17 protein-coding genes and 1 pseudogene are annotated in these 22250 nt (G+C 60.4%); 6 read left to right on the top strand and 12 right to left on the bottom strand.

The window, feature by feature from the left end:
• The first annotated feature begins 17 nt into the window (after positions 1-17).
• Positions 18-1385 carry a hypothetical protein gene (locus tag BWR19_07340; protein ID APX92757.1) on the top strand — a complete coding sequence of 456 codons (1368 nt, stop codon included), beginning with the start codon at positions 18-20 and terminating at the stop codon, positions 1383-1385.
• Here the strand turns inward: BWR19_07340 and BWR19_07335 are convergent, their stop codons facing one another.
• The 4 genes from BWR19_07335 to BWR19_07320 are packed head-to-tail and all read right to left on the bottom strand — an operon-like array spanning position 1386 to position 6293.
• Positions 1386-1901, bottom strand: a complete 516-nt coding sequence (locus BWR19_07335; GenBank protein ID APX92756.1) for a hypothetical protein — start codon at positions 1899-1901, stop codon at positions 1386-1388.
• Positions 1898-3262: a hypothetical protein gene (locus tag BWR19_07330; GenBank protein APX92755.1), complete on the bottom strand. Its 1365-nt coding sequence runs from the start codon at positions 3260-3262 to the stop codon at positions 1898-1900. The genes BWR19_07335 and BWR19_07330 overlap by 4 nt, the downstream gene beginning before the upstream one ends.
• Before the next feature lie 15 nt (positions 3263-3277).
• A complete protein-coding gene (locus BWR19_07325) occupies positions 3278-5110 on the bottom strand; it encodes a hypothetical protein (protein ID APX92754.1) in 1833 nt (610 codons plus the stop codon).
• Between the two features lie 22 nt (positions 5111-5132).
• On the bottom strand, positions 5133-6293 hold the full coding sequence (locus BWR19_07320) for a hypothetical protein (protein ID APX92753.1): 1161 nt from the start codon (positions 6291-6293) through the stop codon (positions 5133-5135).
• A gap of 532 nt (positions 6294-6825) precedes the next feature.
• Here BWR19_07320 and BWR19_07315 point away from each other — a divergent pair.
• The 5 genes from BWR19_07315 (at position 6826) to BWR19_07295 (ending at position 12570) form a co-directional block, all read left to right on the top strand.
• The gene (locus BWR19_07315; protein ID APX92752.1) at positions 6826-7791 is read left to right on the top strand and encodes an aerobic cobaltochelatase subunit CobS; all 966 of its coding nucleotides are present in this window, start codon (positions 6826-6828) and stop codon (positions 7789-7791) included.
• Positions 7772-9454: a hypothetical protein gene (locus BWR19_07310; GenBank protein APX92751.1), complete on the top strand. Its 1683-nt coding sequence runs from the start codon at positions 7772-7774 to the stop codon at positions 9452-9454. The genes BWR19_07315 and BWR19_07310 overlap by 20 nt, the downstream gene beginning before the upstream one ends.
• Complete coding sequence (locus BWR19_07305) at positions 9451-11388, top strand: hypothetical protein (GenBank protein APX92750.1); 1938 nt, start codon at positions 9451-9453, stop codon at positions 11386-11388. The genes BWR19_07310 and BWR19_07305 overlap by 4 nt, the downstream gene beginning before the upstream one ends.
• Positions 11389-11804: 416 nt before the next feature.
• Positions 11805-12044, top strand: coding sequence for a hypothetical protein (locus tag BWR19_07300; GenBank protein ID APX92749.1), 240 nt, complete (start codon positions 11805-11807; stop codon positions 12042-12044).
• A 34-nt stretch (positions 12045-12078) separates the two neighbouring features.
• Positions 12079-12570: a hypothetical protein gene (locus BWR19_07295; protein ID APX94937.1), complete on the top strand. Its 492-nt coding sequence runs from the start codon at positions 12079-12081 to the stop codon at positions 12568-12570.
• A gap of 673 nt (positions 12571-13243) precedes the next feature.
• On the opposite strand, the gene BWR19_07290 is transcribed toward BWR19_07295, so the two are convergent.
• The 8 genes and pseudogenes from BWR19_07290 to BWR19_07255 form a co-directional block, all read right to left on the bottom strand.
• Entirely contained in the window at positions 13244-14299 is a 1056-nt protein-coding gene (locus BWR19_07290; protein ID APX92748.1) for a hypothetical protein, read from the bottom strand.
• The gene (locus BWR19_07285; protein APX92747.1) at positions 14299-15360 is read right to left on the bottom strand and encodes a hypothetical protein; all 1062 of its coding nucleotides are present in this window, start codon (positions 15358-15360) and stop codon (positions 14299-14301) included. The genes BWR19_07290 and BWR19_07285 overlap by 1 nt, the downstream gene beginning before the upstream one ends.
• Positions 15361-15419: 59 nt before the next feature.
• Positions 15420-16694 carry a Vi polysaccharide biosynthesis protein VipA/TviB gene (locus BWR19_07280; protein APX94936.1) on the bottom strand — a complete coding sequence of 425 codons (1275 nt, stop codon included), beginning with the start codon at positions 16692-16694 and terminating at the stop codon, positions 15420-15422.
• On the bottom strand, positions 16691-17764 hold the full coding sequence (locus BWR19_07275) for a UDP-glucose 4-epimerase GalE (protein APX92746.1): 1074 nt from the start codon (positions 17762-17764) through the stop codon (positions 16691-16693). Before BWR19_07275 ends, BWR19_07280 begins: the two co-directional genes overlap by 4 nt.
• Positions 17751-18728 (bottom strand): hydroxyacid dehydrogenase, encoded by a 978-nt coding sequence (locus BWR19_07270; protein APX92745.1) that lies wholly within the window; start codon positions 18726-18728, stop codon positions 17751-17753. The genes BWR19_07275 and BWR19_07270 overlap by 14 nt, the downstream gene beginning before the upstream one ends.
• Complete coding sequence (locus BWR19_07265) at positions 18728-19561, bottom strand: hypothetical protein (protein ID APX92744.1); 834 nt, start codon at positions 19559-19561, stop codon at positions 18728-18730. The genes BWR19_07270 and BWR19_07265 overlap by 1 nt, the downstream gene beginning before the upstream one ends.
• Complete coding sequence (locus BWR19_07260; GenBank protein ID APX92743.1) at positions 19558-20226, bottom strand: sugar transferase; 669 nt, start codon at positions 20224-20226, stop codon at positions 19558-19560. Before BWR19_07260 ends, BWR19_07265 begins: the two co-directional genes overlap by 4 nt.
• Positions 20223-21428: pseudogene (locus BWR19_07255) on the bottom strand (glycosyltransferase family 1 protein). The gene BWR19_07260 and the pseudogene BWR19_07255 overlap by 4 nt, the downstream one beginning before the upstream one ends.
• Positions 21429-22250: the final 822 nt, after the last annotated feature.

Raw genomic sequence — 22250 nt, 5'->3', positions numbered from 1 at the left:
CTCACTCAGGACACTGAATGCCCGCTCAGGATGCCCGCAACGCCTACCCCGCTTCGCCTACCCCGCGTCAGGTCATCGCCGGCGTAGCGATCCTCGCTGGCCTGATCTGGCAGATCCTGCTGTTCACCGGCGCGGGCCTATCAGCACTGCCGGTGGGCTACCTGCTGTGGTGTTCGGTGCTGCTGCTGTGGCGTGACATCCCCACGCGCTCGCGCCACCAGGCCGGCGCGCTGATCGCACTGGGCGCGGGAATGCTGGTCGCGGCGCGGCTGGGCTACGGCGCCGAGGTGAGCTGGGCATGGGCGCTGGACGGTAACACCTACGTGGTGGCGATGCTGGTGGGGGTGAGTTTCATCAGTCTGATCGGCACCCAGAGCCCCAGTCGCAGCGGCACTCGGCTGACCGGCTGGCGCGGCGTGTTGAGCACCTGGTTCAGCGTTCACCTGTTGGGCGCGATCCTCAATCTGTCCACGGTGTTCATGGTCGGCGACCGGCTGCGCGGGCTTAATCCGCCGCCCCCTGAGCCGGCCAGCGCACCGCTTAGCCCGCCCCAGATACTCGCCCTCAACCGCGGGCTCTCCAGCGCGGCGTTCTGGTCGCCGTTCTTCGCCTCGATGGGGGTGGTGATGAGCCTGGCGCCGCAGATGAACTTCCTATGGATCCTGGCCTTCGGACTGCCGCTGGGGGTGCTGTCGGGGCTATTCACCAGCGTGGAGCTGAGCCGCCGGTTCGATCTGTCTACCACCCCCGGGTTCGCCATGTCGCCGGCCAACCTGCTGATGCCGGTGATCATGGCCAGCCTGGTGATGCTGTTCCACTACGGCCTGACCCCGGGACTGTCGATCGTCAGCATCATCACCTTCCTGCTGCCGGCGGCGGCGCTGGCGACCAACCTGCCCCAGGGGCTGCGCTGGACGCGACGGCGCATCGTCGAGCATACCCGCCGGCGGCTGCCGAGCATGCGCGGCGAGATTTCGCTGTTCCTGGCGGCGGGACTCTTCACCCAGGGGCTGTCGACGCTGATTGCCGCCGTCACCGGCGGCGACTGGGTGCTGTTCGCGCACTTCGGCGCGCCCCAGGCGCTGGCGAGCTACGTGGTGATCGTGGCCAGCGCAGTTGTCGGCCTGCACCCGATCATCGGCGTCTCGACGCTGGCCTCGATGCTCGACCTCGAGGGTAGCCGCTACACCCTGCTGGCCTTCGTGGCGCTGGCCTCCTGGGGAGTCGGCACGGCGGTGGGGCCGCTGTCGGGGATCAATCTCTCGCTGCAGGGGCGCTACGGCGTCAGCGGCTACCGCACCATGCGCCTCAACGCCCCCTATGCAGCCGTGATGTCGCTGGCGGTGCTGGCCGGCATCGTCCTGCTCGACCAGCTGCTGGTGTGATCAGTCCGAGGCGCGGGCGAAATAGCGATGCCCGCACTGGTGGCACGGTTCGATGCGGGTCACCGTTTCGAGGGTGACCCTGGCGTCGCAGTGCACGCAGGCCATGCGCCCTGGGGCCGCTATCTCGCCTTCGCAGTAGTCGGCCTGGGCCGCCTCGAGGTCGTCCTCGAGCCGCTCGCGGTCGACGATGCTGCGGTCGGCCACCGACAGCAGCGCCTCGCTGACCTTGCGCGACAGCACCGTCAGATCGATGCCCAGCCAGTTGGCCACACTGTTGCCACCGGCGGCGAGGTAGCGGCGCATGTCCTTGAGGTCGCGCTCGACCCAGGCGCGCAGCAGCGCCAGCTCATCCTTGGTGAACTCCTCGAGCTCGGCCTCGAATTCCACCGCCTCGTCGAGATCCTTCTGTAGTGCCTCCCATGACAGCTCGTCGGCGCCTTCCTGGAGACGCGCCAGCATGCGTTCATACCCTTCACGCAGACGATGTTCCTGCGCTGACTCTTTGCGATCGCTCATGATCTGCTCCTTGAACGCTGGGCGAAAAACCTGCCTTCATCATCTTCAATATTAGCGCTTGGATGCAAACCCGACGACTCCGGTCGTGAGCTGCCAAGGACCTCTTCGTGCGCCCGCAGTGCGACCCAGCACGCCACACAAAGCCCCAGATAACCGCTCAAGCCTCGCAGGTCGCGCAACATCGACTGGGTCAGGCCGAAATAGAAGAACGCCAGGGGCACCATCATGCCGGCCACGGCCAGCAACTGCAGGTCGGACCGCCGCCCCGCACGCCGTAACCTTTTCCAGAAAAGGCCGAAGGGAATGACGTACAGCAATAGCAGGCTTGCCGCACCCAACAGGCCTCGTCTGGCCGCCGTATCGAGGACCTCGTTGTGCAGCTGCACGTGGATGATGACCCTATCGTAGACCCTGCCCGCCTCGGCCAAGGCTTCCAGGGCACTCTCCGTGCCGCCCTCGCCGACGCCGAACAGTGGCTTTTCTGCGACCATGATCGCGCCGGCTCGCCACAGTTCCAGCCGCATGCCGAGCGAGTTGCCAGCGCGCCCCTGCTGCCAGTAATGATGCGCATCCTCGGTGATGTGTGCTACGCGCTCGACGACCCCGCTTTGAGGCAGTAACACCGCCATCAGCAGCAGTCCCGCCAGGCCGCCGGCCCCGAGCCGCAGGTAGCGTCGAGGCAGGACATCACGCGCGGCGCGGTAGGCCAGCAGCATCAAGAAAGGCAGTGCCACCCAGCCGCCGCGGGTACCCGACAGCACCGACCCCAGCAGGCCCAAGGCCGCGGCCAGTATCGCCGGCACCAACAAGGACGCATGCCTCGGCGAATGAGTGCGCAGGCACCACAGCACCGCCAGCAGTGCCAGCGCCCCTAGCAGCAGCGATAGGTTACCAAAGGGGATGGCATTGATGCCGTTACTGGCGCGCTCGGCGCCAAGCACCAGCCGCTCATAGAGCGCGATCGCTCCCGCCCCCGAGGCGCCCAGGCAGGCGCCCCACCACAGCATGCGCGGGTTGGGTGGGTAGCAGCGCAGTCCAATCAGTAGCGGCACCGCCAGCAGCGGCCATACCGGCAAGGCCCGCGGGCCGGCCCTTTCAATCAGTGGCCATTGCGCCGAGCGCCATACATCCAGCAGCCACAAAGCGCCGTAGAGCATCAGCGCAGCGCAGAACCAGGCGTCGTCCCGGTCAAGCCTTGCGTACTGCTCGCTTCTTGCGATGACGGCAATCACGGTCGATACACAAAGCCCCGCGAGCGCAACGCCCCTGTAGGCCTCGGGCATCAGCACCAGCAGGGCCACGAAGGCCAGCAGCAGTGCGCTGTTGGCATGACCCACCACCCGGCCAAACGTCATCGGCATGCCAGCGCAAATTGATCATGGGGTCTCTTCGGCATCGACCTCTCGATAATGGTGGGCCTGACGCTTGAACAGATCACAATAGATGCCCTCGCGCTTGATCAGTTCATCGTGGGTACCGGCCTCACGGATGACGCCCTTGTCCATCACGTAGATGTAATCCGCCATTCTGACGGTAGACAGGCGGTGGCTGATTACCAGCGCGGCGCGATGATCGATTCGCTCGCGGAAGTTCTCGAACAGCTCGAACTCGGCGCCGGGATCCAGCGCACTGGTGGGCTCATCGAGGATGATGACATTGGAGCGGTGCATGAACGCACGCGCCAGGGCAATTTTCTGCCACTGGCCGATGCTCAACTCCTTGCCGTCATCGAACATCCTCGTCAGCGGCGTATCGTATTGCCGCTCCAGCGCCTCGATGAACGGCGCCGCCCCGGCATTGACCGCAGCCGTTCTGACCGCGGGGGTATCTTCAGGCTCGCGTATATCGCCAAAGCGGATATTGTCACGCACGCTGGCCGCATAGTGTGTGTAGTCTTGAAAAATCACACTGAATACGCGGCGATAGTCTTCGATACCGAACTCCCGCACGTCGATACCATCCAGCGTAATGCGACCCGAGGTCGGGTCGTAAAGCCGGCATAGCAGCTTGATCAACGAGGTCTTGCCGGAGCCGTTGGCACCGACCAGTGCCACGATCTGACCCGGACGGATGGTCAGGTTGATATTATGCAGCACTTGAATATCGGTGCCGGGGTAGCAGAATCCCACGTTCTCGAAACACACCCCCTGGCTTGGCTCGGCTGGCACCTCGCGCGGGTCGTCAGGCTCGGCGATGTCAGGCTGAATATCCAGGAACTCGAACAGCAAGCCGACGTAGAGATGGTCTTCGTAGAGCTTGGAGAGCTGCTGAACCAGCTCCTGCCCCATCGTCTGGGCTCGCTGAAAAATCAGCAAGAACAGCACCAGGTCGCCAACGCTGTTGCGGCCTTCGGCCGTTTGCCAGGCAAGGAACCCCAGCGAGCCGAAGAAGGCCACCGAGGCAATGCTGGCGACGACCATTTCGATGCTGGTACGGCGTTTGGTGATGGCAAGCTTCTCACCACGAATGATGCTGCGCAGCGTGGAATACTGGTTGCGCAGATAGTCGCCAAGCTGGTTGAGGCGCAGCTCCTTGGCATTGATGTTGGAGGTCATCAGCCAGTCGAGATAGGCCGCTCGGCGCTCCATCTGAGTACGACGCCGCTGCCACTCGTACAAGTAGCGGGTAAAGTAGATGCGCACCAGCAGGGCCGGCACGATGGCAATCAACAGTACCGGCAACAGCAGCCAGTTGATGGTCGTGATCAAGACCACCACCGCCGCCAGCATCAGACTATTCTTGCCCAGCATCATCAGGTTGCCGGCGACCTGAGCGGGCCGCTGATTACCCGATTGGCGCGCCCGCTCCAGCGTGTCGTGGTAGCGCGGGCTTTCGTAGAACGCTAGGTCAGCCCGCACCGCGCGCGAGTGCACCTCGCGGTCGACGTAGTCTGCCACCAGCATGCCCTGGGCTTCTCGGGCCAGCCCCGAGAGGCTGCGCGCCGCGATGAAGGCGACGGTACTCGCTCCCGTCAGCGCGACGTAGAGCAACACATGCGACAGCCCGCCAGGATCACTTTCACTGCCCAGCATCTGGGTAACGACATCCACCAGTTGCTTGAGCATATAGAGCACTGCCAGGCCGAACACCACCTCGAGTGCCATGAACAGGGTGCTGAGCACCGTCCACTTGCGGCTGCTCTTCCACAGCATGGGCAAGATACGGCGCAGGGTCAGCACGGGCGCAAAGATCTTATGGGTCTCGATCATGGATGGCCGCCATTGGGTATCTTCATCTACGCGGGCCACCAGCGATCAGGCGAGCGTAGGATTCGCGAAACGGGCGGGTCACTCGATAGAGCCATTGCCACCCTCGGGGTAACGGCCAACACTCGTAGTCGGCATAGCTAGGCCGAAACAACCGCGTCCACCCCAGCAGCTTCCAGCGCAGCCACTGCGAGGAGTCGGTCTGCCAACTGAACGAGAAATCCGGCGTGGCCTTCTGACGTCTCAGGGCCAGCTCGACCTGATAGTCGCCCTGCATGGCTTTCAAAGACATGGCCAGCATCTCCTTGCCGTTCTCGGACAGCGCCTTACCCTCCCACAGGTCGGGGTCTGACAGGGTAGTAAAGAGCTCGAGGGACGCCTCCACGGTAGCGCGCAGGTTGCGGCGATCAGCGCAGGCCATGACAGCCTCGAGATCGAAACTGGGGTGGCGCTGGATGGCATCCATGTCAACCAGCCAGTGCAAGTGGGACCAGTAGTGCTTGGTGTGATGCCAGCAGATATACACGAACAGCTCTGCTGTGGGCATCACCGAGAGATAGTGACTGCCAAGGCGCATCGGCTCGGCCATGGCCAGCACCTGCTGCGAATCGTAGATCGAGCCGATGTTATCGATACGCTGGTGAAATTCGATGGCCACCCGCCGTGGTGCCACGAGAGTGATGACTTTCTGCACCCTGGACACGAACGCCAGGCTGGTCGCATCGCTATCGAGCGATTCGGGGTCGAGCGGCGTATACCCCTGCCCCAGCGCCTGCTCGAGTAGCTCGGCCATTCGCCCACGGGGCACCAGTACATCGATATCCTGACAGAAGCGCATGGCAGGCTCGTCGTAGTAACGCGCGGCCAGGGTCGGCCCCTTGAAGAACACATGCCGTAGCTCGAGTGGTTGCAGCAACTCCTTGACCAGATCGCGCAGTGCTGCCGAAACGTTCAGGTTATGTTGCAACACGCTAAGCGAGTGCAGCTTCATGATCTCGAGCTGCTCTTCGGGCAGTGATGGCGGTGATAGCTTGCGCAGGTGGCGATATGCCAGGGGCAGCACGAAACGCTCCTGGGCGCGGCGCGTAAACAGCGCCCAGTCATCGACCTTCTGGCAGAGCGCCAGCGCAGCACGCGCTTGGGACTCGGTTAGCTGCAGCCGCGCGAGGAGTATCAAGAGCCGCAAGCAAGGATCCAACGGGGGCGATGCCTTGAGCGTAATCGTCATGACGAGCATCCCTCACTAACCATGGTGCCAATGTCTAGTCATTATTACGCCCTCTTATCAAAGACCTGCATCATTCTCGTGCTGCCCTGATGCGAGCGCACTCCCACTTCCACAGCGACGCAGATCGGCTAGCCGCGGATGCGACACGAGCGCTACCGCTGGACGATTCGGACGGTCGGTGCAGCGCTCCCTGCAACAGCGACATTAACAGTTTAGTGACAAAATAACAGCCTGTCAGTCGCGCCGCGCAAAGCAACAGAGAATCTCATGAACCCCGCCACCATGGGCCTTTAGCGAGAAAGGTGCTCTCAGCCCGGCACCAGCAAGCCGACATCAGTTCGCCAATATTAACAAAAGAACACATTTTTTGCGCGATCCATTGCCCCCATGTCAAGCCTTCTGCTAGCTTAGAATCATTATCAACTGAAAGCCTCGTGTGCCTGGGATGGCACGCCCCACCCGTTATCAACAAGGAACGCTGCGCGCGGACATGAACGACGCCCTCAAGAACCCAGACGCATTCTGCGATCCCGAGCACACGTTCAAGCTTCACTTGCCGTGGCCGGTTCCCGCATTCAGTGGCACCAACGAGCACGTACCGGAGTTCGATCCTGCGTTCTGCTTCATGCCCGACGTCACCAAGGCCATCCTCATGGGCTTTGCCCATGATCGTCGCGTTTACCTGCACGGCCCGCACGGGAGTGGCAAGTCGTCACATATCGAGCAGGTCGCCGCGAGACTCAACTGGCCGTGCATACGCATCAACCTCGATGGGCACATCACCCGCGCCGATTTGATCGGCCGCGACATGGTGGTCATCCGCGACGGCAAGCAGGTCACCGAGTTCGTGCCGGGGATACTGGTCTGGGCCCTGGAACGACCGGTTGCCATCGTATTCGATGAGTATGACGCCGGACGCCCAGACGTGATGTTCGTCATTCAGCGCCTGCTCGAAAGCCATGGCCACCTGACGCTGCTCGACCAGAACCGAGTGATCACGCCGCATCCAGCCTTTCGCCTGTTCGCCACGGCCAATACCGCCGGGCAAGGCGACGCCACTGGCCTCTACGCCGGCACCCAGGCCCTCAACCAGGCGCAGATGGATCGCTGGCACGTAGTGTCGGAACTCGGCTACATGCCACCTGAGCAGGAGCAACAGATACTCAAGGCACGCCTGCCAGCGCTCGATGCAACCACCATCGAGCGCATGGTGACCTTCGCCGGGTTGACGCGACAAGCTTTCCAGCAGGGCGATCTTTCATCGCTGCTATCGCTTCGTACGCTGGTCTCATGGGGCGAAAACATCGCGCTCATCGAGGCCACCGATGAAGCGCTGCGACTGGCCTTCGTGAACCGTTGCGACGAAACCGAGCGCCCCTTGGTCGCCGAACTCTATCAGCGCTGCTTCGATGCGGAATTGCTGCAGGGCACAGCCAATGTCTCAGGCATCTACTGACACTAGCCGCGCCACCGCGCTGATTGCGGCATGGTCTCGCACCTATGCTGCAGGGCGTCCGCCCCTTTCCCTGCCAGGCGCAGCGGCCCCTCCCAGCACCTCGAGTCGCGCGGAAGCTGACGCTCTGGCGGCGTGGCGGCGCTGGCATGACCCTCGCCAGGACAGCGCCTTCAGCGCACAAGAGTGGGACTGGTATGCGCTCCTCGAGCGGGCGCGAGTCGAGACACTGGCAGCACGCCAGCTACCCGGCATGGCCAGCAACTTGAGGCATGCGCCGGCGACTGCCCCCGAGGACAGTGCCATGGCGGCGCTCTATCATGCCTCGCGCACGATTTTTGCTGCACAGCCGGCCACGCCGCTATCGATTCTCGAAACGCCCCCGAACGCGCCAAAAGCTCGCCAGGGATGGCTGACAAGCCTGTTCTCATCTGCCCGTACCGAGACCCACCAGCGCGCGCACCAGGCCGCCCTGCAGGACAGCGATATCGAGCAAGCGCTGACAGCGGCGTCTCAACACCTGGGCGATTGCAGCGCCTTTGCTGAATCGGTCCTGGCGATCGTGCAGCGGCTGGCGAGCTATTATGCCGACAGCCAGCATGCCCAGTTGACCCTCCACGGCAATGCCAGTCATGGCCAGGAGGAGGAGAATCCCGATGCCGAGCTGGCCGCGGAGGGGAAGCCTCATGATGCGCCAACCCTCGAGGAGGAGCAGGCCGAACGCGATGACCGTCAACATGGCTATGCGGTGTATTCACGCGCCTGGGATGAGCAACAGCCGGCGAGTTTCTGGTTTCACAGCGAGGATGCCGAGGCGCTGAAGCAGCTGGATCTGCCAGACCGCCGGCGGATCCGTCAGCTAGCCCACCGTCTGCAGCGGCGCCTGATGGCCGCGCGCCTACGCCACTGGTCGTTCGATCAGGATGAAGGTCGCCTGGATAGTCGCCGCCTGGCAAGGCTAGTAGGCGACACCCCCAACCAACGCATATTTCGCACCGAGAATGAGTCGCCCGTCCCTGATGCCTGCGTCACACTTCTCGTCGATCAGTCCGGCTCGATGCGTGGCCAGCGTCGACGCATGGCCGCCATTGTCATCGATCTTGCCGTTCATACCCTGGAGCTTTGCCAGATACGCTGCGAAGTGCTTGGCTTCACCTCTCGCTTCAACGCCAACAATCCCATGGTGCAGCAATGGAAGCGCAGCGGCTCACCCGACGCCCCGGGTAGGCTGAATGCCATCCGACATATCATTTACAAGACGCCCGAGCAGCCATGGCGACGCGCACGCCCGCAACTGGGCCTGCTGCTTCGCGATGAGATGGGCCATGAAAATATTGATGGGGAAGCGCTTTACTGGGCGGCCAAACGCCTCATTCGGCAACCCCAGCCGCGCAAGATACTCATGGTGCTCTCCGACGGCACTCCCTTTGACAAGGCCACGGCCCAGGCCAACGGACGGGCATTCCTCGAACAGCACCTGCGTCGTGTCATCGATGAGATTGACAGTAGCCCGATATCGTTGGCGGCCATCGGCACCGGCCAGGACGTGGCACGCTTCTATCGCCACGCGCTGACCGTCCGCCGACCCGAGGCCATTGCCGAAACCCTCTTCGAACGCTTGGGCGACCTCCTCACCCAAACCAAACCAGATGAGTCTTGCCCATGAGTGCCATCGCCGGCCTTGTTCAGCTCGACGGCCAGTCAGTCGATCGCGATACCCTGTATCGGATGCAAGCACTGTTGACCCCCTATGGCAGGGACGCACAGCACCACTGGCACCAAGGCAACGGCGCCCTGCTACGCACGCTGTTGCGCACGACCCCGGAAGACAGCCTCGATCGCCAACCGCTGGTCGACGCCGCCAATCAGATGGCAATGGTCTTCGATGGCCGACTCGACAATCGCGATGAACTGGCCGAGGCACTGGGGCTTGGCCCTGCCGACACCCGGCTGATGGCCGATAGCGATCTGGCACTTGCCGCCTGCCTGCACTGGGACAGTGATGCGCCAAAGCACCTGCTCGGCGACTTCGCCCTGGCATGCTGGCAGCCTGAGCAAGAGCGACTCTGGCTGGCACGCGATCCGCTCGGTATGCGCCCGCTATTCTGGTACAAGCGTGACACGCTGTTCGCATTCGCCACCATGCCCAAGGCCCTGTTCGCGATTCCCGGCCTCACCAAAGCGATCTGCGAAGAGCAACTGCATGACTACTTGTGCATGCTGCCCATGACCGGCCCCGCCTCCTTGTTCAAAGAGATCTACCGTGTGGAGCCGGGTCATGTGGTGACCCTGTCGGGCGGCGCGGTCACCTCGCATCGCTATCACCGCTTCGATCCGCATCACGAGATACACCTCGACAGCGACGAGGCCTACGTCGAAGCCCTGCGCGAACACCTCGACCGCGCCGTGGCCAGCCGCCTGCGTGCAGTGGGCCCGATTGCCACCCATCTGAGTTCGGGCATGGATAGCACCACCGTGACCGCCTTCGCAGCACAGCAACTCAGCCAAAGGCAACAACCCTTGATCGCCTATACGGCCGTGCCTCGGGAAGGCTTCAATGGGCCCGTGCCCACTGGCCGGCATGCCGATGAGGGCCCTAAGGCACGTGCGGTGGCCGAGCGCTTCGATAATATCGAGCATGTGCTGATCCGTACCGACGGCACGTCACCGCTCGACAACCTGCAAACGATGACCGAAGAGCTCGATAGAGCCCCTCTCAATATCTGTAACGTCGCCTGGGCATCAGCCATCCGTGAAGATGCCGCAAGGCGTGGCGCCAAAGCCCTGCTGTGCGCCAACATGGGCAACTTCAGCATCTCCTACGACGGCCTCCCCTACCTGGCATCACTACTGCGCTCTGGACGTTGGACCACGCTATGGTCCGTCTACAAGGAGCTGAAGCAACGCCATCCCAGCATGACATGGCGCCAAATGGTCAGAGTATGCGCGGCGCCACTCATACCCCGAAGCCTGTGGCACGCCTTCGAAAAATCGCGTGGCAGGGCCTGGATGCTGAGTGGGCACTCCGCCATCAGCCCGGAACTGTCGCGTCGCATGAATACGCGCAAGCGGGCCAAGCACATCCAGTTCGACCTAACCTACCAGCCCAGCTCGAACAGCCGGCAGTTTCGTATCAATACGCTGTTTCTCACCGATACCGGAGAGTACAACGCCGCTGCCAACATCGACGGCGTGGAATATCGTGACCCGGCAGCCGATGTTCGCCTGATGGAGTTCTGCCTGGCGGTGCCCGACTCACAGTACCTGGGAGATGGCCAGCTGCAATGGCTGCTCAAGCGCTTGATGGCCGATGTGCTACCTGCCGAGATCCTCAACGCCAAGACGCGGGGACTACAGGCCGCGGACTGGTATGAGCAGACCGAACAGGCCTTGCCAGAACTGCGCGCCGAGCTGCAACGCCTGAAGGCCCACCATAGCGCCGGCGACTTTCTCGATCTGGAGGCGCTGGAAAAAGCATTAGATGAATGGCCTGACGATGGATGGGCAAACCCAGAGGTAGAAAGACGCTTTCGCTTCAAACTTCTCAGAGGTTTATCAGTAGGCACCTTCATTCGATATGCTGACGAAAGTAATGAATGAAAAACCGTAAAATGATGGATAGATGGACATTCAACATGCCGCTATACTTAAAAAGGTTGCCATCAACTCCCCGGTAACGACGCTAAAATAAATGAGGAGCGATAATATGCAACAGACAGACCGCAAACCTTATGCGAGCCCATCCCTTCAGCAACTAGGCGCCTTGAAAGACATCACCGCAGCGGGCGGCGTACCGAGTGCTGAGCAAGAAGGAGGCCAAGACGGAAGTGCCTTCCAGCCAGGCTCCTAGCGTTTGGCGTTTATTAGTATATAGCGCCATTAGCCGCATGCTGCCAAGTTACCGGTGGCATGTGGCTATTATGTCCAAATAGCACAATTATTTTTCAGCTGCCGAGTACCACCACATGCCTTCAACTACCATTTCCCATACCACACTTCTCAAGCGAAACCCGGATATGGTCGCAGCAAATATTGATGGTGATGTCGTGATGATGGGCGTGGACCAGGGGCAGTACTACGGTATCACTGGCGTTGGCTCCCGCGTTTGGGAACTGCTCGAGGAGCCGATATCCATTGACGGCATCACCGACATCATCTGCCGCGAGTACGAAACCGACCCTTCAACCTGCCAGGACGATATGTCGACTTTCGTCAACGATCTTCTGAAGATCGACTTGATAGAAGTTATCGAATAGAGGCGTCATCCCCTTGTCGGCTCATACTCCAAGTATTTCATCGGGCTTGCTGAACAAGCTCAAGCGCAAGGCATCCAGCTTCGTGCGGCAGCCCCGCTTTGCCAAGCGATGGTTCCCGGTGCTATGGGTCCTGCTAGGCTTGAGCCGCCTGGCAATCCTCGTCTTCTCGTTTCGCCGCATAGCTCCCCATCTCGGGATACCCGTAGGAATAGCGTCTTACACCCCTCTGCTTACGCCGCCCCAGGAAAGACGAGCAGCTCAGGTCGGTCAGGCGATCAGGCTGGCGGCACGTTACACGCCCTGGACCTCGAACTGCTTTCCGCAGGCGGTCACCGCAAGGCTGATACTGGGCATTTACCGCATTCCTTATTCGCTCTACTTCGGTGTGATGCGTGACCTCGAGAGGCATGATTACAGGGCACATGCCTGGGTTTCCGCTGGGCGGGTCGCGGTTACCGGCGGCTTTGGGTTCCATCAATTCACCGTGGTCGGCTGCTACCTATCACCGCACCTGAAAAGGCAATAGCAATCTATCCACCGCAGCCCTTCCTCGGCCATCGGCTATTTTTCGATTCTCCAATACTCAAACACCATATATTCACCCAACCGTTATTACGAAACAAACAATAATAGCATGACTTACCACTAGCCATGCCACACTAATACACCACGTCACCTAATACTTTAAGGAGCGTTTCAGAATAAAAGCCTCATCCAACTTGAAGCCAACAAAAAAACAGCTATCATGCTTGTTGAGCGCTTCCATTGCGGCTACTATAATGTTGCGGAATGTAGCGTGACGTGTCGACAAGAAGCGCAGGCATCAATTGGCAACCGCATATGGAAAGTCGCCAACGACATCAGTGTTGGGGCTGCAACAATAAACTTAAGGAGAAACATATGGACAATCGCGATAAAGAGTCCTACAAAGCACCTGAAGTAATCTCATTAGGCTCCCCCGCGGATATTACCCAGGCAGGGAATGTGCCCAATGCTGATGAATTCAGGGGGATAGATGGAACGGCATTTAAGCCAGGTTCTTGATATAGCCCTCTAGAGCATTGCGTACTGCATAATATTTTGCCAAGGATGGCAGGTCATGGCGACAGCATGCTAATGATCATTATGTAGTACGCACTTAAGCCATTCGACCACCACGCCAAATCGTCTGTTCATCAAGCATGGCCGCATGCTGTTGACTATTTCCAGAGTGTTTCCCAGCCAAGATTCAAAAAGCTCGGCCCCGTCGTCGCCTCGGAAAAGACGATGCTATTATGCCGCGCGTTCCACTCTATTATCTTGACCTGCCGATCTCGATCAATGCTGACATCCCACCCGATGCAGCCCAGATGCGGGAACCCCTGATGCAGACGACAACACGTCTCCGCAGCGCGGTGAAAGCTGGGAATCTGGATGCTGCCGAAGGACTGCCCTGAGTCTGGGTGTGACGCCACTTGCGCCCAGTCGGGCATGAAACCGTGTGAGTGAAGCCGCCCCGTCATCCTATCGACCGGCACCCGGATCTCACTCACCGCCCTGACAAAGCGATCCCACGACCTACCCAACCTGAGGTCGGCTGCGCGTAGCTCAACGACGCCGCCTGGCGTCTTGGCCGTGGTAAGCCGGAGTGTCGCCGTGGACTCAGGGGTAAGCGCATCGAATACCTGATGCTGAACGATCGGACGCTGGAAGACACCATCGGGTAGTGTTGACAGGTTCTCGACGCAGATATCGCGCTTTTCAAGAACACGAATGCCTTGCCCTTGAAAAGCATGATCTGGCTTGTAGAAGACCCGTTCCTGGCCGGTAACGAGCAGGTCGATCAGCGCTTCTGGCTGCATCACGGTATAGTCAGCAGCATAGCCGATGCCATCGATCAGATAGGCGAGATCAGGCAGCGCCGAGGAGTTCAACAAGCGGTTGGTCAGTGTCTTGGTATTGGTCGCCTGGCCAATCTGGCCGTTCTTGCACGGCAGGACCACCAGCTGGTAGTAATCGCCAGGTATCCAGCCCTCTACGAACTCCCCTTGAACGGCAGCGTATACCTGCAACCAGGGAGCGTATTTAGGGCTGCCCAGCACCTCATTGGCATAATCGCGCGCCTGGCGCTTCACCGCGGAGTCAAGCACGCCGCTGCGCCGCTCAATCATCCCCAGCAACGACTGCGCCATTCGCGCGTGCTGGGCGTGACAGCGCTCGCGCTGCAAGCGCAGTGCGGCCTGTTTCAGCACTCGCTTGAGCGCAGCAACTGCCATTATCTTGCCACGTTGCTCGCGGCGCTGGCATCGGCGCCCTCAGCCTCCTCCTCGGCATCTTGCCCCTGCATGATCCGCTCCAGCAAAGGCTCGATGCTGGTATTCATATCAGCCAGTGACCAAGGTCGGCGGAAGCGATAGACATCGATCTTGCCCGCCAGTTTGGTACATTCGCGCATTAGCCCTTGCGGCGTATTGAACTCGGTGCCCATCTCGGGCCGGTAAAGCGTGGCCATCACCGACGTGAATGCCTCGACCCCCATGATAGGCTCAAGGCTCGCCGGCTCGCCCTCCTCCGCGCGTTCCAGCATCACCAATGCCTTGAGCGGATATGGGGTATCCTTGAAGCCTTTGTTGAGCATCAAATGATATTTATCTTCGCGCGTCAGATCGCGAACTAGCCCTTCGGCCTGAATACCCAGCGCCGCCAAGGCATCCTTCCACAGCTTGACCCTGGGGGGGCCAGGATGAAGGTAGGGAGCATCTTCATGGGGTTTGATCACCGCGACGTCGTCGGTCAAGAGCGGCCAGTTCTGGGTGTAATGCAGCCAGGCACCAATGGTCGACTTACCCGCTCCGGAATGCCCGGTGAACGCCCAGACGCCACCTGGCGTCTTCAATGCACTGACGTGCAGCGGCAACCAATGGCGTTGATGCAACAAGGCACCTAGGGCACTGCCCAGCAGGAATAGTCTGATGTCGCCCGGGTCGGCAAGCGTGTCGACGCCCCGCGGCACTCGGCGGTCAAGCAGAATGCGCTGGCCCTGCTCAACGCGATAGCGTGCAATTCCCTCGATGGTGATCTGGCAGCGACCATCGCCCATTTCCAACCAGCCCCTGCGGAAGGTGGCATCCTCGAGCTGTTCCGCTACGTCTCGGGTCAGCACCACGACGTCAGGCGCAGAGCATGGCGGTATCGCGGGCAGCTCGGGCAATTCCAAGTGAGACTCGATGTTCAAGCCATAGGTACGGTAGTAAAAACGCTGATCACTGACGCCTATCTTGCCGCGCCTCTCGTCTTTGATCGACATAGTGCTGTTGTACGCAAACTCTTTTTCCATACTAGCCACGCTGCACACCCCCTCGCTCAATGTGTTAAATGCTAACTCGCCGCAATGCCTCACAGACGCAGGTCGGCCTGCCCCTTGGGAAGCAGATACTTGAGGTCGTAGAGCACGTGTTGCGGCTTACCCCAGGCACGAATGGCCGTCACTCCCAGCTCACGGAACTCACGGTGCGCCACGGCGAGGATCATGGCGTCGTAGGCTCCATGCTCCGGTGCCTCGATAGGCCGGATGGCGTACTCACGCTCGGCTTCATCCTTGCTGACATGCGGGTCATAGACGTCGACCTGGATATGAAAGTCATCCAGCTCCTTGAAGATATCGATGACCCGGGTGTTGCGAAGATCGGGGCAGTTCTCCTTGAAAGTCAGCCCCATCACCAGCACGCGGGCTTTCTCGACGTGGATTCGGCTCTTGATCATCTGCTTGATCAACTGCGCTGCCACGTAGGCGCCCATGCCGTCATTGATGCGCCTTCCGGAGAGAATCACTTCAGGGTGGTAACCCACCTGCTGCGCCTTATGGGTGAGGTAGTAGGGGTCCACACCGATGCAGTGCCCGCCCACCAGACCGGGACGGAACGGCAGGAAATTCCATTTAGTCCCTGCCGCCTCGAGCACTTCCTCGGTATCCAGCCCCAATCGGTTGAAGATCATCGAGAGTTCATTGATCAGGGCGATGTTGACGTCTCGCTGGGTATTTTCGATGACCTTGGCCGCCTCGGCCACCGCAATCGAGCTCGCCTTATGGGTGCCGGCCGTGATCACACGCTGATACAGCGCATCGACGAAGTCGGCCACCTCCGGCGTAGAACCCGCCGTCACTTTCTTGATGGTGGTCACCCGGTGCTCTTTGTCGCCTGGGTTGATGCGCTCGGGGCTATAGCCGGCGAAAAAATCACGGTTATAGACAAGTCCCGAAACTCGCTCGATCACCGGTATGCAATCCTCTTCGGTCGCCCCCGGATAGACCGTCGACTCAAAGATTACGATATCCCCCTTGGCCACCACCTGGCCCAGGCTTTCACTGGCCTTGATCAGCGGGGTCAGGTCGGGGCGGCGACTGCTATCGATCGGCGTTGGCACGGTAACGATATAGATGTTGCAGTGGCGCAGTGCTTCGAGCTCGCTGGCGAAGCTCAGCTGCGTCGACTGCGCGAGCAGCTCGGGCTCCACCTCGAGGGTCTGATCGATCCCATCGCGCAGCTCACCGATGCGCTTGGCGTTGATATCGAAGCCCACCGTGGGCATGACCTTGCCGAACTCCACGGCGAGCGGCAAGCCCACGTAGCCTAGACCGATGACTCCCAAACGAACGTTATCCATGCTCAGCATTGCGATGTCCTTTTTGACGTGATGTTGATCTCGCTGCGATACCCTTGGGGGTTCTGACGCTGCCAGCGCCAGGTGTCGGCCAGCATGTCATCCAGGCCTCGTCGGGCCTGCCAGCCCAACTCCTCCCGGGCCTTGTGAGGGTCAGCCCAGAACGCCGCCAGATCGCCTTCACGGCGTGGCGCAAACTGGTAAGGAATCGCTCGCTCGCTGATACGCTCGAATGCTGCCACCACCTCCAGCACCGATAGCCCCTGGCCGGTACCCAGGTTGTAGGCATGCGTGCCGGGCTCGTTCAGGCGATTCAGCGCACTGACATGGCCCTCCGCAAGATCCATGACGTGCAGGTAATCTCTGACGCAGGTGCCATCCGCGGTGGCGTAGTCATTGCCGAAGACCGTCAACGACGGTCTTCGTCCCACCGCCACCTGGGCAATGAAGGGCAACAGGTTATTGGGAATGCCTTGCGGATCCTCGCCCAGTCGGCCAGAAGGATGTGCTCCGATCGGGTTGAAATAACGCAGCAACGCCACCGACCAGCGCCGATCACTGCGAGCCATATCCTCAAGCACTTGCTCTACCATCGCCTTGGAAGTGCCATAGGGGTTGGACGTGCGGCCACGCGGCATGCTCTCGTGGTACGGCACCGGCGCGTCGGGCCCATAGACCGTGGCCGACGAGCTGAACACCAAGCGGAAAACCCCGGCCTGCTGCATGGCCTGGCAGAGCGCGATCGTGCCTGCCACGTTGGTCTCGTAATAGGCCAAGGGCTGGTCGACGCTCTCGCCCACCGCCTTCAAGCCCGCGAAATGGATCACTGCATGGATAGCGTGCTCGCTGAAGAGCTCGTCCAGGCAAGCGCGGTCACGAACATCGCCCTCGATGAAGGTCAAGGCCCGCTCGCCAATCTGCTCAACGCGGTGCAGTGCCTCCTGCGAGGCGTTGATGAGATTATCCAGCACGAGGACCTCATACCCCGCCTGCAGAAGAACCAGTGAGGTGTGGGAGCCAATGTATCCCGCGCCCCCTGTGACCAGTATCTTGCCTTGCGGCGTGTCAGTATCCGGCATCGATGTTCACCGCTGTGGGGAGGGGGTTGCCTTGCTGATAGGCACGTAGGTTCTCGATGAACACAGCCAGTGCTCTGTCGAGATAAAGCGGTGTGGTACCCGAGACATGCGGCGTGATCAGCAGATCACTGCGTTTCCATAGCGGCGAGTCGACGGGTAACGGCTGCTGCTCGAAGACATCCAAGGCGGCGCCACTCAGCGTGCCGCTGTCCAAGGCCCGCAGCAGTGCCTCGCCGTTCACCACTCCGCCACGCGAGATATCAACCAGCACGGCGCCGGGCTTGAGCTGGGCCAACAGTTGATCATTCACCACCCCACGGGTGGCCTGAGTCAGCGGCAGGCAGACCACCAAAAAATCGCTGCACGCCAGCTCGGGCCCGATGTCGTCGAGCGCCACGCTGCGGTCAACGCCGGCTACCGCGCGAGGTGTTCGCTGCGTGCCCACCACCTGCATATCAAACGCCTTGGCGCGCCGAGCAAGGCATTGGCCAATGTGACCCAGTCCGAGCACCGTCAGTTGGCTGCCAGTCAGTTCACCCAACCAGCTGCGCTGCCACAGCGCCTGCCGAGCCTGATCATGAAAGCGACCAAACTGCTTGGTGAAGTAGAGCATGGCCCCGATGGCGTACTCGCTCATCGGCGCACCGTGCACGCCGCTGCTCTTGGTCATCCAGATCGAGGACTTGTCGAAATCCATCGACCAGATTTTCTCCACACCGGCGGAAAGAAAGTGGATCCAGCGGTAGCTGTCCAGGCGTGCCAGTGCGTCGGGCAGCCACGGCAGCGTCGGGGTAATCACCACATCGATGTTGGCGTGCCGTGGCACCGCTTCGGCACTATCGGCAAAGACGACCTCCACCTCCGGCAGCGCTGCACGCAAGGCGCTGGTGACCAGCGTTCGCTGTTGGCCAATCACCTCGGCTTTCTGGAGATAAAGCACGCGACGGATGGGGCGAGGCGGCATCATGCACCTCCCGGGTTGCCCAAGCGGTAGGCGCAGTCGGCTAGTTGGCGCTGATTGTCGAGCAGCGCAGACTCGTTAGCGCTGCGCCACTGCGCCTCGGCCTGGCGCAGCTTGCCAATCTCGCCCGGGAAGTCGAGTGTCTCGAGCAGGCCAGCGGATGTGGCGGCCCCGGCGTGGAATGCCCGCGACAGGATGATCCACTGCGAGCCGAGGCGAACGTGCTCACCGAGCACGACTTCGGCAGGCAGCTCGCCCTGTCCGATGCGTGCGACGCCGCCAACCCCCCACGCTACACCGGCGTGGTTGAGCACCGCTGCGATGGGGTCCAACAAGCGTGCTGCCATCGGCTCGAAGAGGAAGCCCAGCCCCATGCTCAAGGAGAGATCATTAAGGCCGACGTGTACTTCGTCGAACCCCGGCGTAAGCAAGCCTAGCCAGTCGGGCAGCCTCACCAGCGATGCGGCCGTCTCCGCAAGAAACGTGACCGGGACACGCCCGTTGACGATAACCAGGAAGCGCTCCACTTCGGCACGCGAATAGAACATCGGAAGCATCAAGCGTTGGGCGCCATGCGCGATGGCATCGTCGACCTCCTGGCGGGTCGAGGCATACAAGGGGTTGAGCCGCACCATCAGCTCTGCGCGCTTGATAACGGAGGCTACCGCGGCGATCTCCTCGAGTGAGTGAGCCGCCTTGTGGGTATCAAGATGCCCTTGACGCTCGGCCTTGCCGAGCACCTCCTGATCCATGAAAATGCGGGCCACGCCGTGCTGCTCGATGAACGACGCCACATCGGGGCTGGCGGTTATCATCATGAAATTGAGTCGGCTCATCGCATCGCCTCCTCGACATCACTGTCGCGCGGAGGCTCGCCGTTCAGTCGGTCACGGTACGTCCGCCAGTTGAGCCCCGGCTCACCGTAGATCCCACTGCCGAGCACCACTACCCTCACCGTCATCAGCAGGATCTTGAGATCCAGCGCCAGCCCCCGTTTCTGGACGTATTCGGCGTCGTAGGCCAGTTGCTGCAGCCAGCCGAGGCTGCGCCGGCCTTTGACCTGGGCAAGCCCGGTCAAGCCTGGGCGAACACTGAAGCGTATCTTGTAGCCCGGTGGCACCACTTCGGTCTGTTCCATCAGCACCGGACGTGGGCCGACGACACTCATGTCGCCTTTGAGGATATTGATCAGCTGGGGCAATTCATCGAGGCTAGTGGCACGTATGAAGCGGCCTACCCGGGTAATACGTGGATCGTGGCCAGCGCTAACCACCTGTTCCTGTTGCTGGTCGATGGTGTCAGGTGCGCGATGCCGCATGGTACGGAACTTGAAGATACTGAAGGGCTGTTCATTACGCCCGGCACGCGGCTGCATGAAAAACACCGGCCCCGGACTGTCCAACTTGATCAACGCCGCTACTAATACCAGCAGTGGTGTTGATACGATCAAGCCGGCGCCACTGACGATGATATCGATAAATCGCTTGATACCCTCTCTCATGCCAACTCCATAGCCTTGAGAATGACGCTATTTACCTTGCGAACGTCATAATGACGCTCAACCAACGTGCGCGACGCCTCGGCCATCTGCGGCACTAGCCGCGGCTCCTCGACAAAACGCCGCATCGCCTTGAATAGCGGCCCACTGGCGCGCGGCGCCACCAAAAAGCCATTCACGCCGTCCTCCACCGTTTCACGACAGCCCGGCGCATCGCTGGTGATGATCGGCCGGCGCATGCTCATCGCCTCGAGAACCGAGCGTGGCGTTCCTTCGCGATACGACGGCAGCACGAACACTGAGCACTGCGCTATCCATGGGCGCACATCGGCAACGCCTCCCACGAACTCCACACAGCCTTCAGCCTTCCAGCGCTGCAAATCCTTTGCAGCGCATGAATGGGGCAGGTTGGGATCATGCGGGCCTACCGCGATAAATCGGGTCGAGGGGTGCTCGGCATGCAGTTGGCCTGCGGCCGCGCAGAACTCTGCGACACCTTTCTCGGTCAACAGCCGCCCGATGAAGAGAAACGTCAAAGCACCCTCTGGCAATGGCGTAGGCGCAAAGCGCTGCATATCCACGCCCGACCCGTAGGTGCGTACGGCCTTGCCGTTATCGCGCAGAATTCCGCGCTCGGTGAACTCTTTGAGGTCGTCTGGATTCTGGAAGAAAACCCGATCATTGCAGGCAAGTCCGGCCCGGTAGAGCAGCGACACCACCTTCTGCAGGCGCCGATTCTTGGCACTTTGCGTAGTGAACACATGGCCCAGGCCGGTAATCATCGAATAGATGCGTGGCACCCCTGCCGCCTTGGCAGCAAGGCTGCCATACACCACCGGCTTAATGGTGTAGCCAAATACCGCCTTGGGCCTCAGCTGGCGTATCAGGCGATATAGCGACCACAGCGTCTTGATATCATGCACCGGGTTGATACCGGTACGTCCCATCTCGATCGGATGGATCTCGATGCCTAACCCTTCGACCTCCGGGAGATAGTCGGCAGTGGGCACTGCAGCTGCCACAACAAGCCCTCGCGCCTGCATCTCTTTTACCAAGTCCCCACGGTTGGCGATCAGGGAACGCGCATTGCCTGCGATGATAAGTAGATCCACGAATCAATGCCTTCTCAAGCGGATTGTCAATTTATCGAAAGACGAAGCGGCAAGCAGCGTACATATTGCGAGAAACTTCGTACGGTGCCGTATTGCCGTGCCGACATTGGTTACCCCAATAGCAAAAACGAATATCAGCGCCCCCGCCATGAACATCAGCGCAAGACACTCTTCCTTGCGTTTAATCCGGTGCCATCCTTTATAAAAGCGCCAGGCAAGAAACATATACATGGCCGATGCCAAGACCCCCATCAACTGACGTGGGCTGCGCAAGTCCCAAGGAAACGGCGAAAAAGTAAAATACGCGATGCGCATCGGGATTAACCAAGGCTGAGTGTAGGGGTTACCCTGCGCCACGAACCCAGGATAAGCGGAGCCACCTCTCGCTTCACGTTGAAAGCGGGATTCAATCAGCTCTTCTACCCCTTCCCCCTCATTTTCTCCGCCGATGGTAATCCCTTTCGCAAGATTAATGCCACCGCCACCCACGACAATAGTCATGGCTACCGCAAAAAGCGCAATAGATGAAAAAAACTTACTAGCCGCTTGGCGTGTCGTAGCTCCGCCTTTAATCGAATGCAGAAGCGTTCTAAATGCGAAATAGGCGAGATACAAGGCGATGCCGACCATTGCCCCAATCCAGCCCGGGTGAATCATCAGCGCTACTGCAAATAAGGAAAACGCTGCAAAGATCCAAATTACTCCCTTGCCAGACACCCAGTTCAAGAAAAAATAAACACCTAGCAAAAATGCGACAATTGAAAACTCCTCACGCAGCGCGATAATTGAATTAAATGCCGCAAACGGGAACACTGCCATTATATACGAGCTGATTACCGCAGGCTTCCTTCCCCACAGCCGGTACGCCATGATTCCAGTAAGGAAGATACCTATCATGCCTGCGAGAAAATTAAG

The organism is Halomonas sp. 1513 (assembly GCA_001971685.1).
Taxonomy (GTDB): domain Bacteria; phylum Pseudomonadota; class Gammaproteobacteria; order Pseudomonadales; family Halomonadaceae; genus Franzmannia.
Note: the sequence above shows the minus strand (reverse complement) of the source record. Positions and strands in the feature narration are given on the sequence as shown.

Coding starts and splice junctions, on each gene's coding strand:
- BWR19_07340 (APX92757.1), top strand. CDS start 18: ATGCCCGCTCAGGATGCCCGCAACGCCTACCCCGCTTCGCCTACCCCG.
- BWR19_07335 (APX92756.1), bottom strand. CDS start 1,901: ATGAGCGATCGCAAAGAGTCAGCGCAGGAACATCGTCTGCGTGAAGGG.
- BWR19_07330 (APX92755.1), bottom strand. CDS start 3,262: ATGCCGATGACGTTTGGCCGGGTGGTGGGTCATGCCAACAGCGCACTG.
- BWR19_07325 (APX92754.1), bottom strand. CDS start 5,110: ATGATCGAGACCCATAAGATCTTTGCGCCCGTGCTGACCCTGCGCCGT.
- BWR19_07315 (APX92752.1), top strand. CDS start 6,826: ATGAACGACGCCCTCAAGAACCCAGACGCATTCTGCGATCCCGAGCAC.
- BWR19_07310 (APX92751.1), top strand. CDS start 7,772: ATGTCTCAGGCATCTACTGACACTAGCCGCGCCACCGCGCTGATTGCG.
- BWR19_07305 (APX92750.1), top strand. CDS start 9,451: ATGAGTGCCATCGCCGGCCTTGTTCAGCTCGACGGCCAGTCAGTCGAT.
- BWR19_07300 (APX92749.1), top strand. CDS start 11,805: ATGGTCGCAGCAAATATTGATGGTGATGTCGTGATGATGGGCGTGGAC.
- BWR19_07290 (APX92748.1), bottom strand. CDS start 14,299: ATGGCAGTTGCTGCGCTCAAGCGAGTGCTGAAACAGGCCGCACTGCGC.
- BWR19_07285 (APX92747.1), bottom strand. CDS start 15,360: ATGGAAAAAGAGTTTGCGTACAACAGCACTATGTCGATCAAAGACGAG.
- BWR19_07275 (APX92746.1), bottom strand. CDS start 17,764: ATGCCGGATACTGACACGCCGCAAGGCAAGATACTGGTCACAGGGGGC.
- BWR19_07270 (APX92745.1), bottom strand. CDS start 18,728: ATGCCGCCTCGCCCCATCCGTCGCGTGCTTTATCTCCAGAAAGCCGAG.
- BWR19_07265 (APX92744.1), bottom strand. CDS start 19,561: ATGAGCCGACTCAATTTCATGATGATAACCGCCAGCCCCGATGTGGCG.
- BWR19_07260 (APX92743.1), bottom strand. CDS start 20,226: ATGAGAGAGGGTATCAAGCGATTTATCGATATCATCGTCAGTGGCGCC.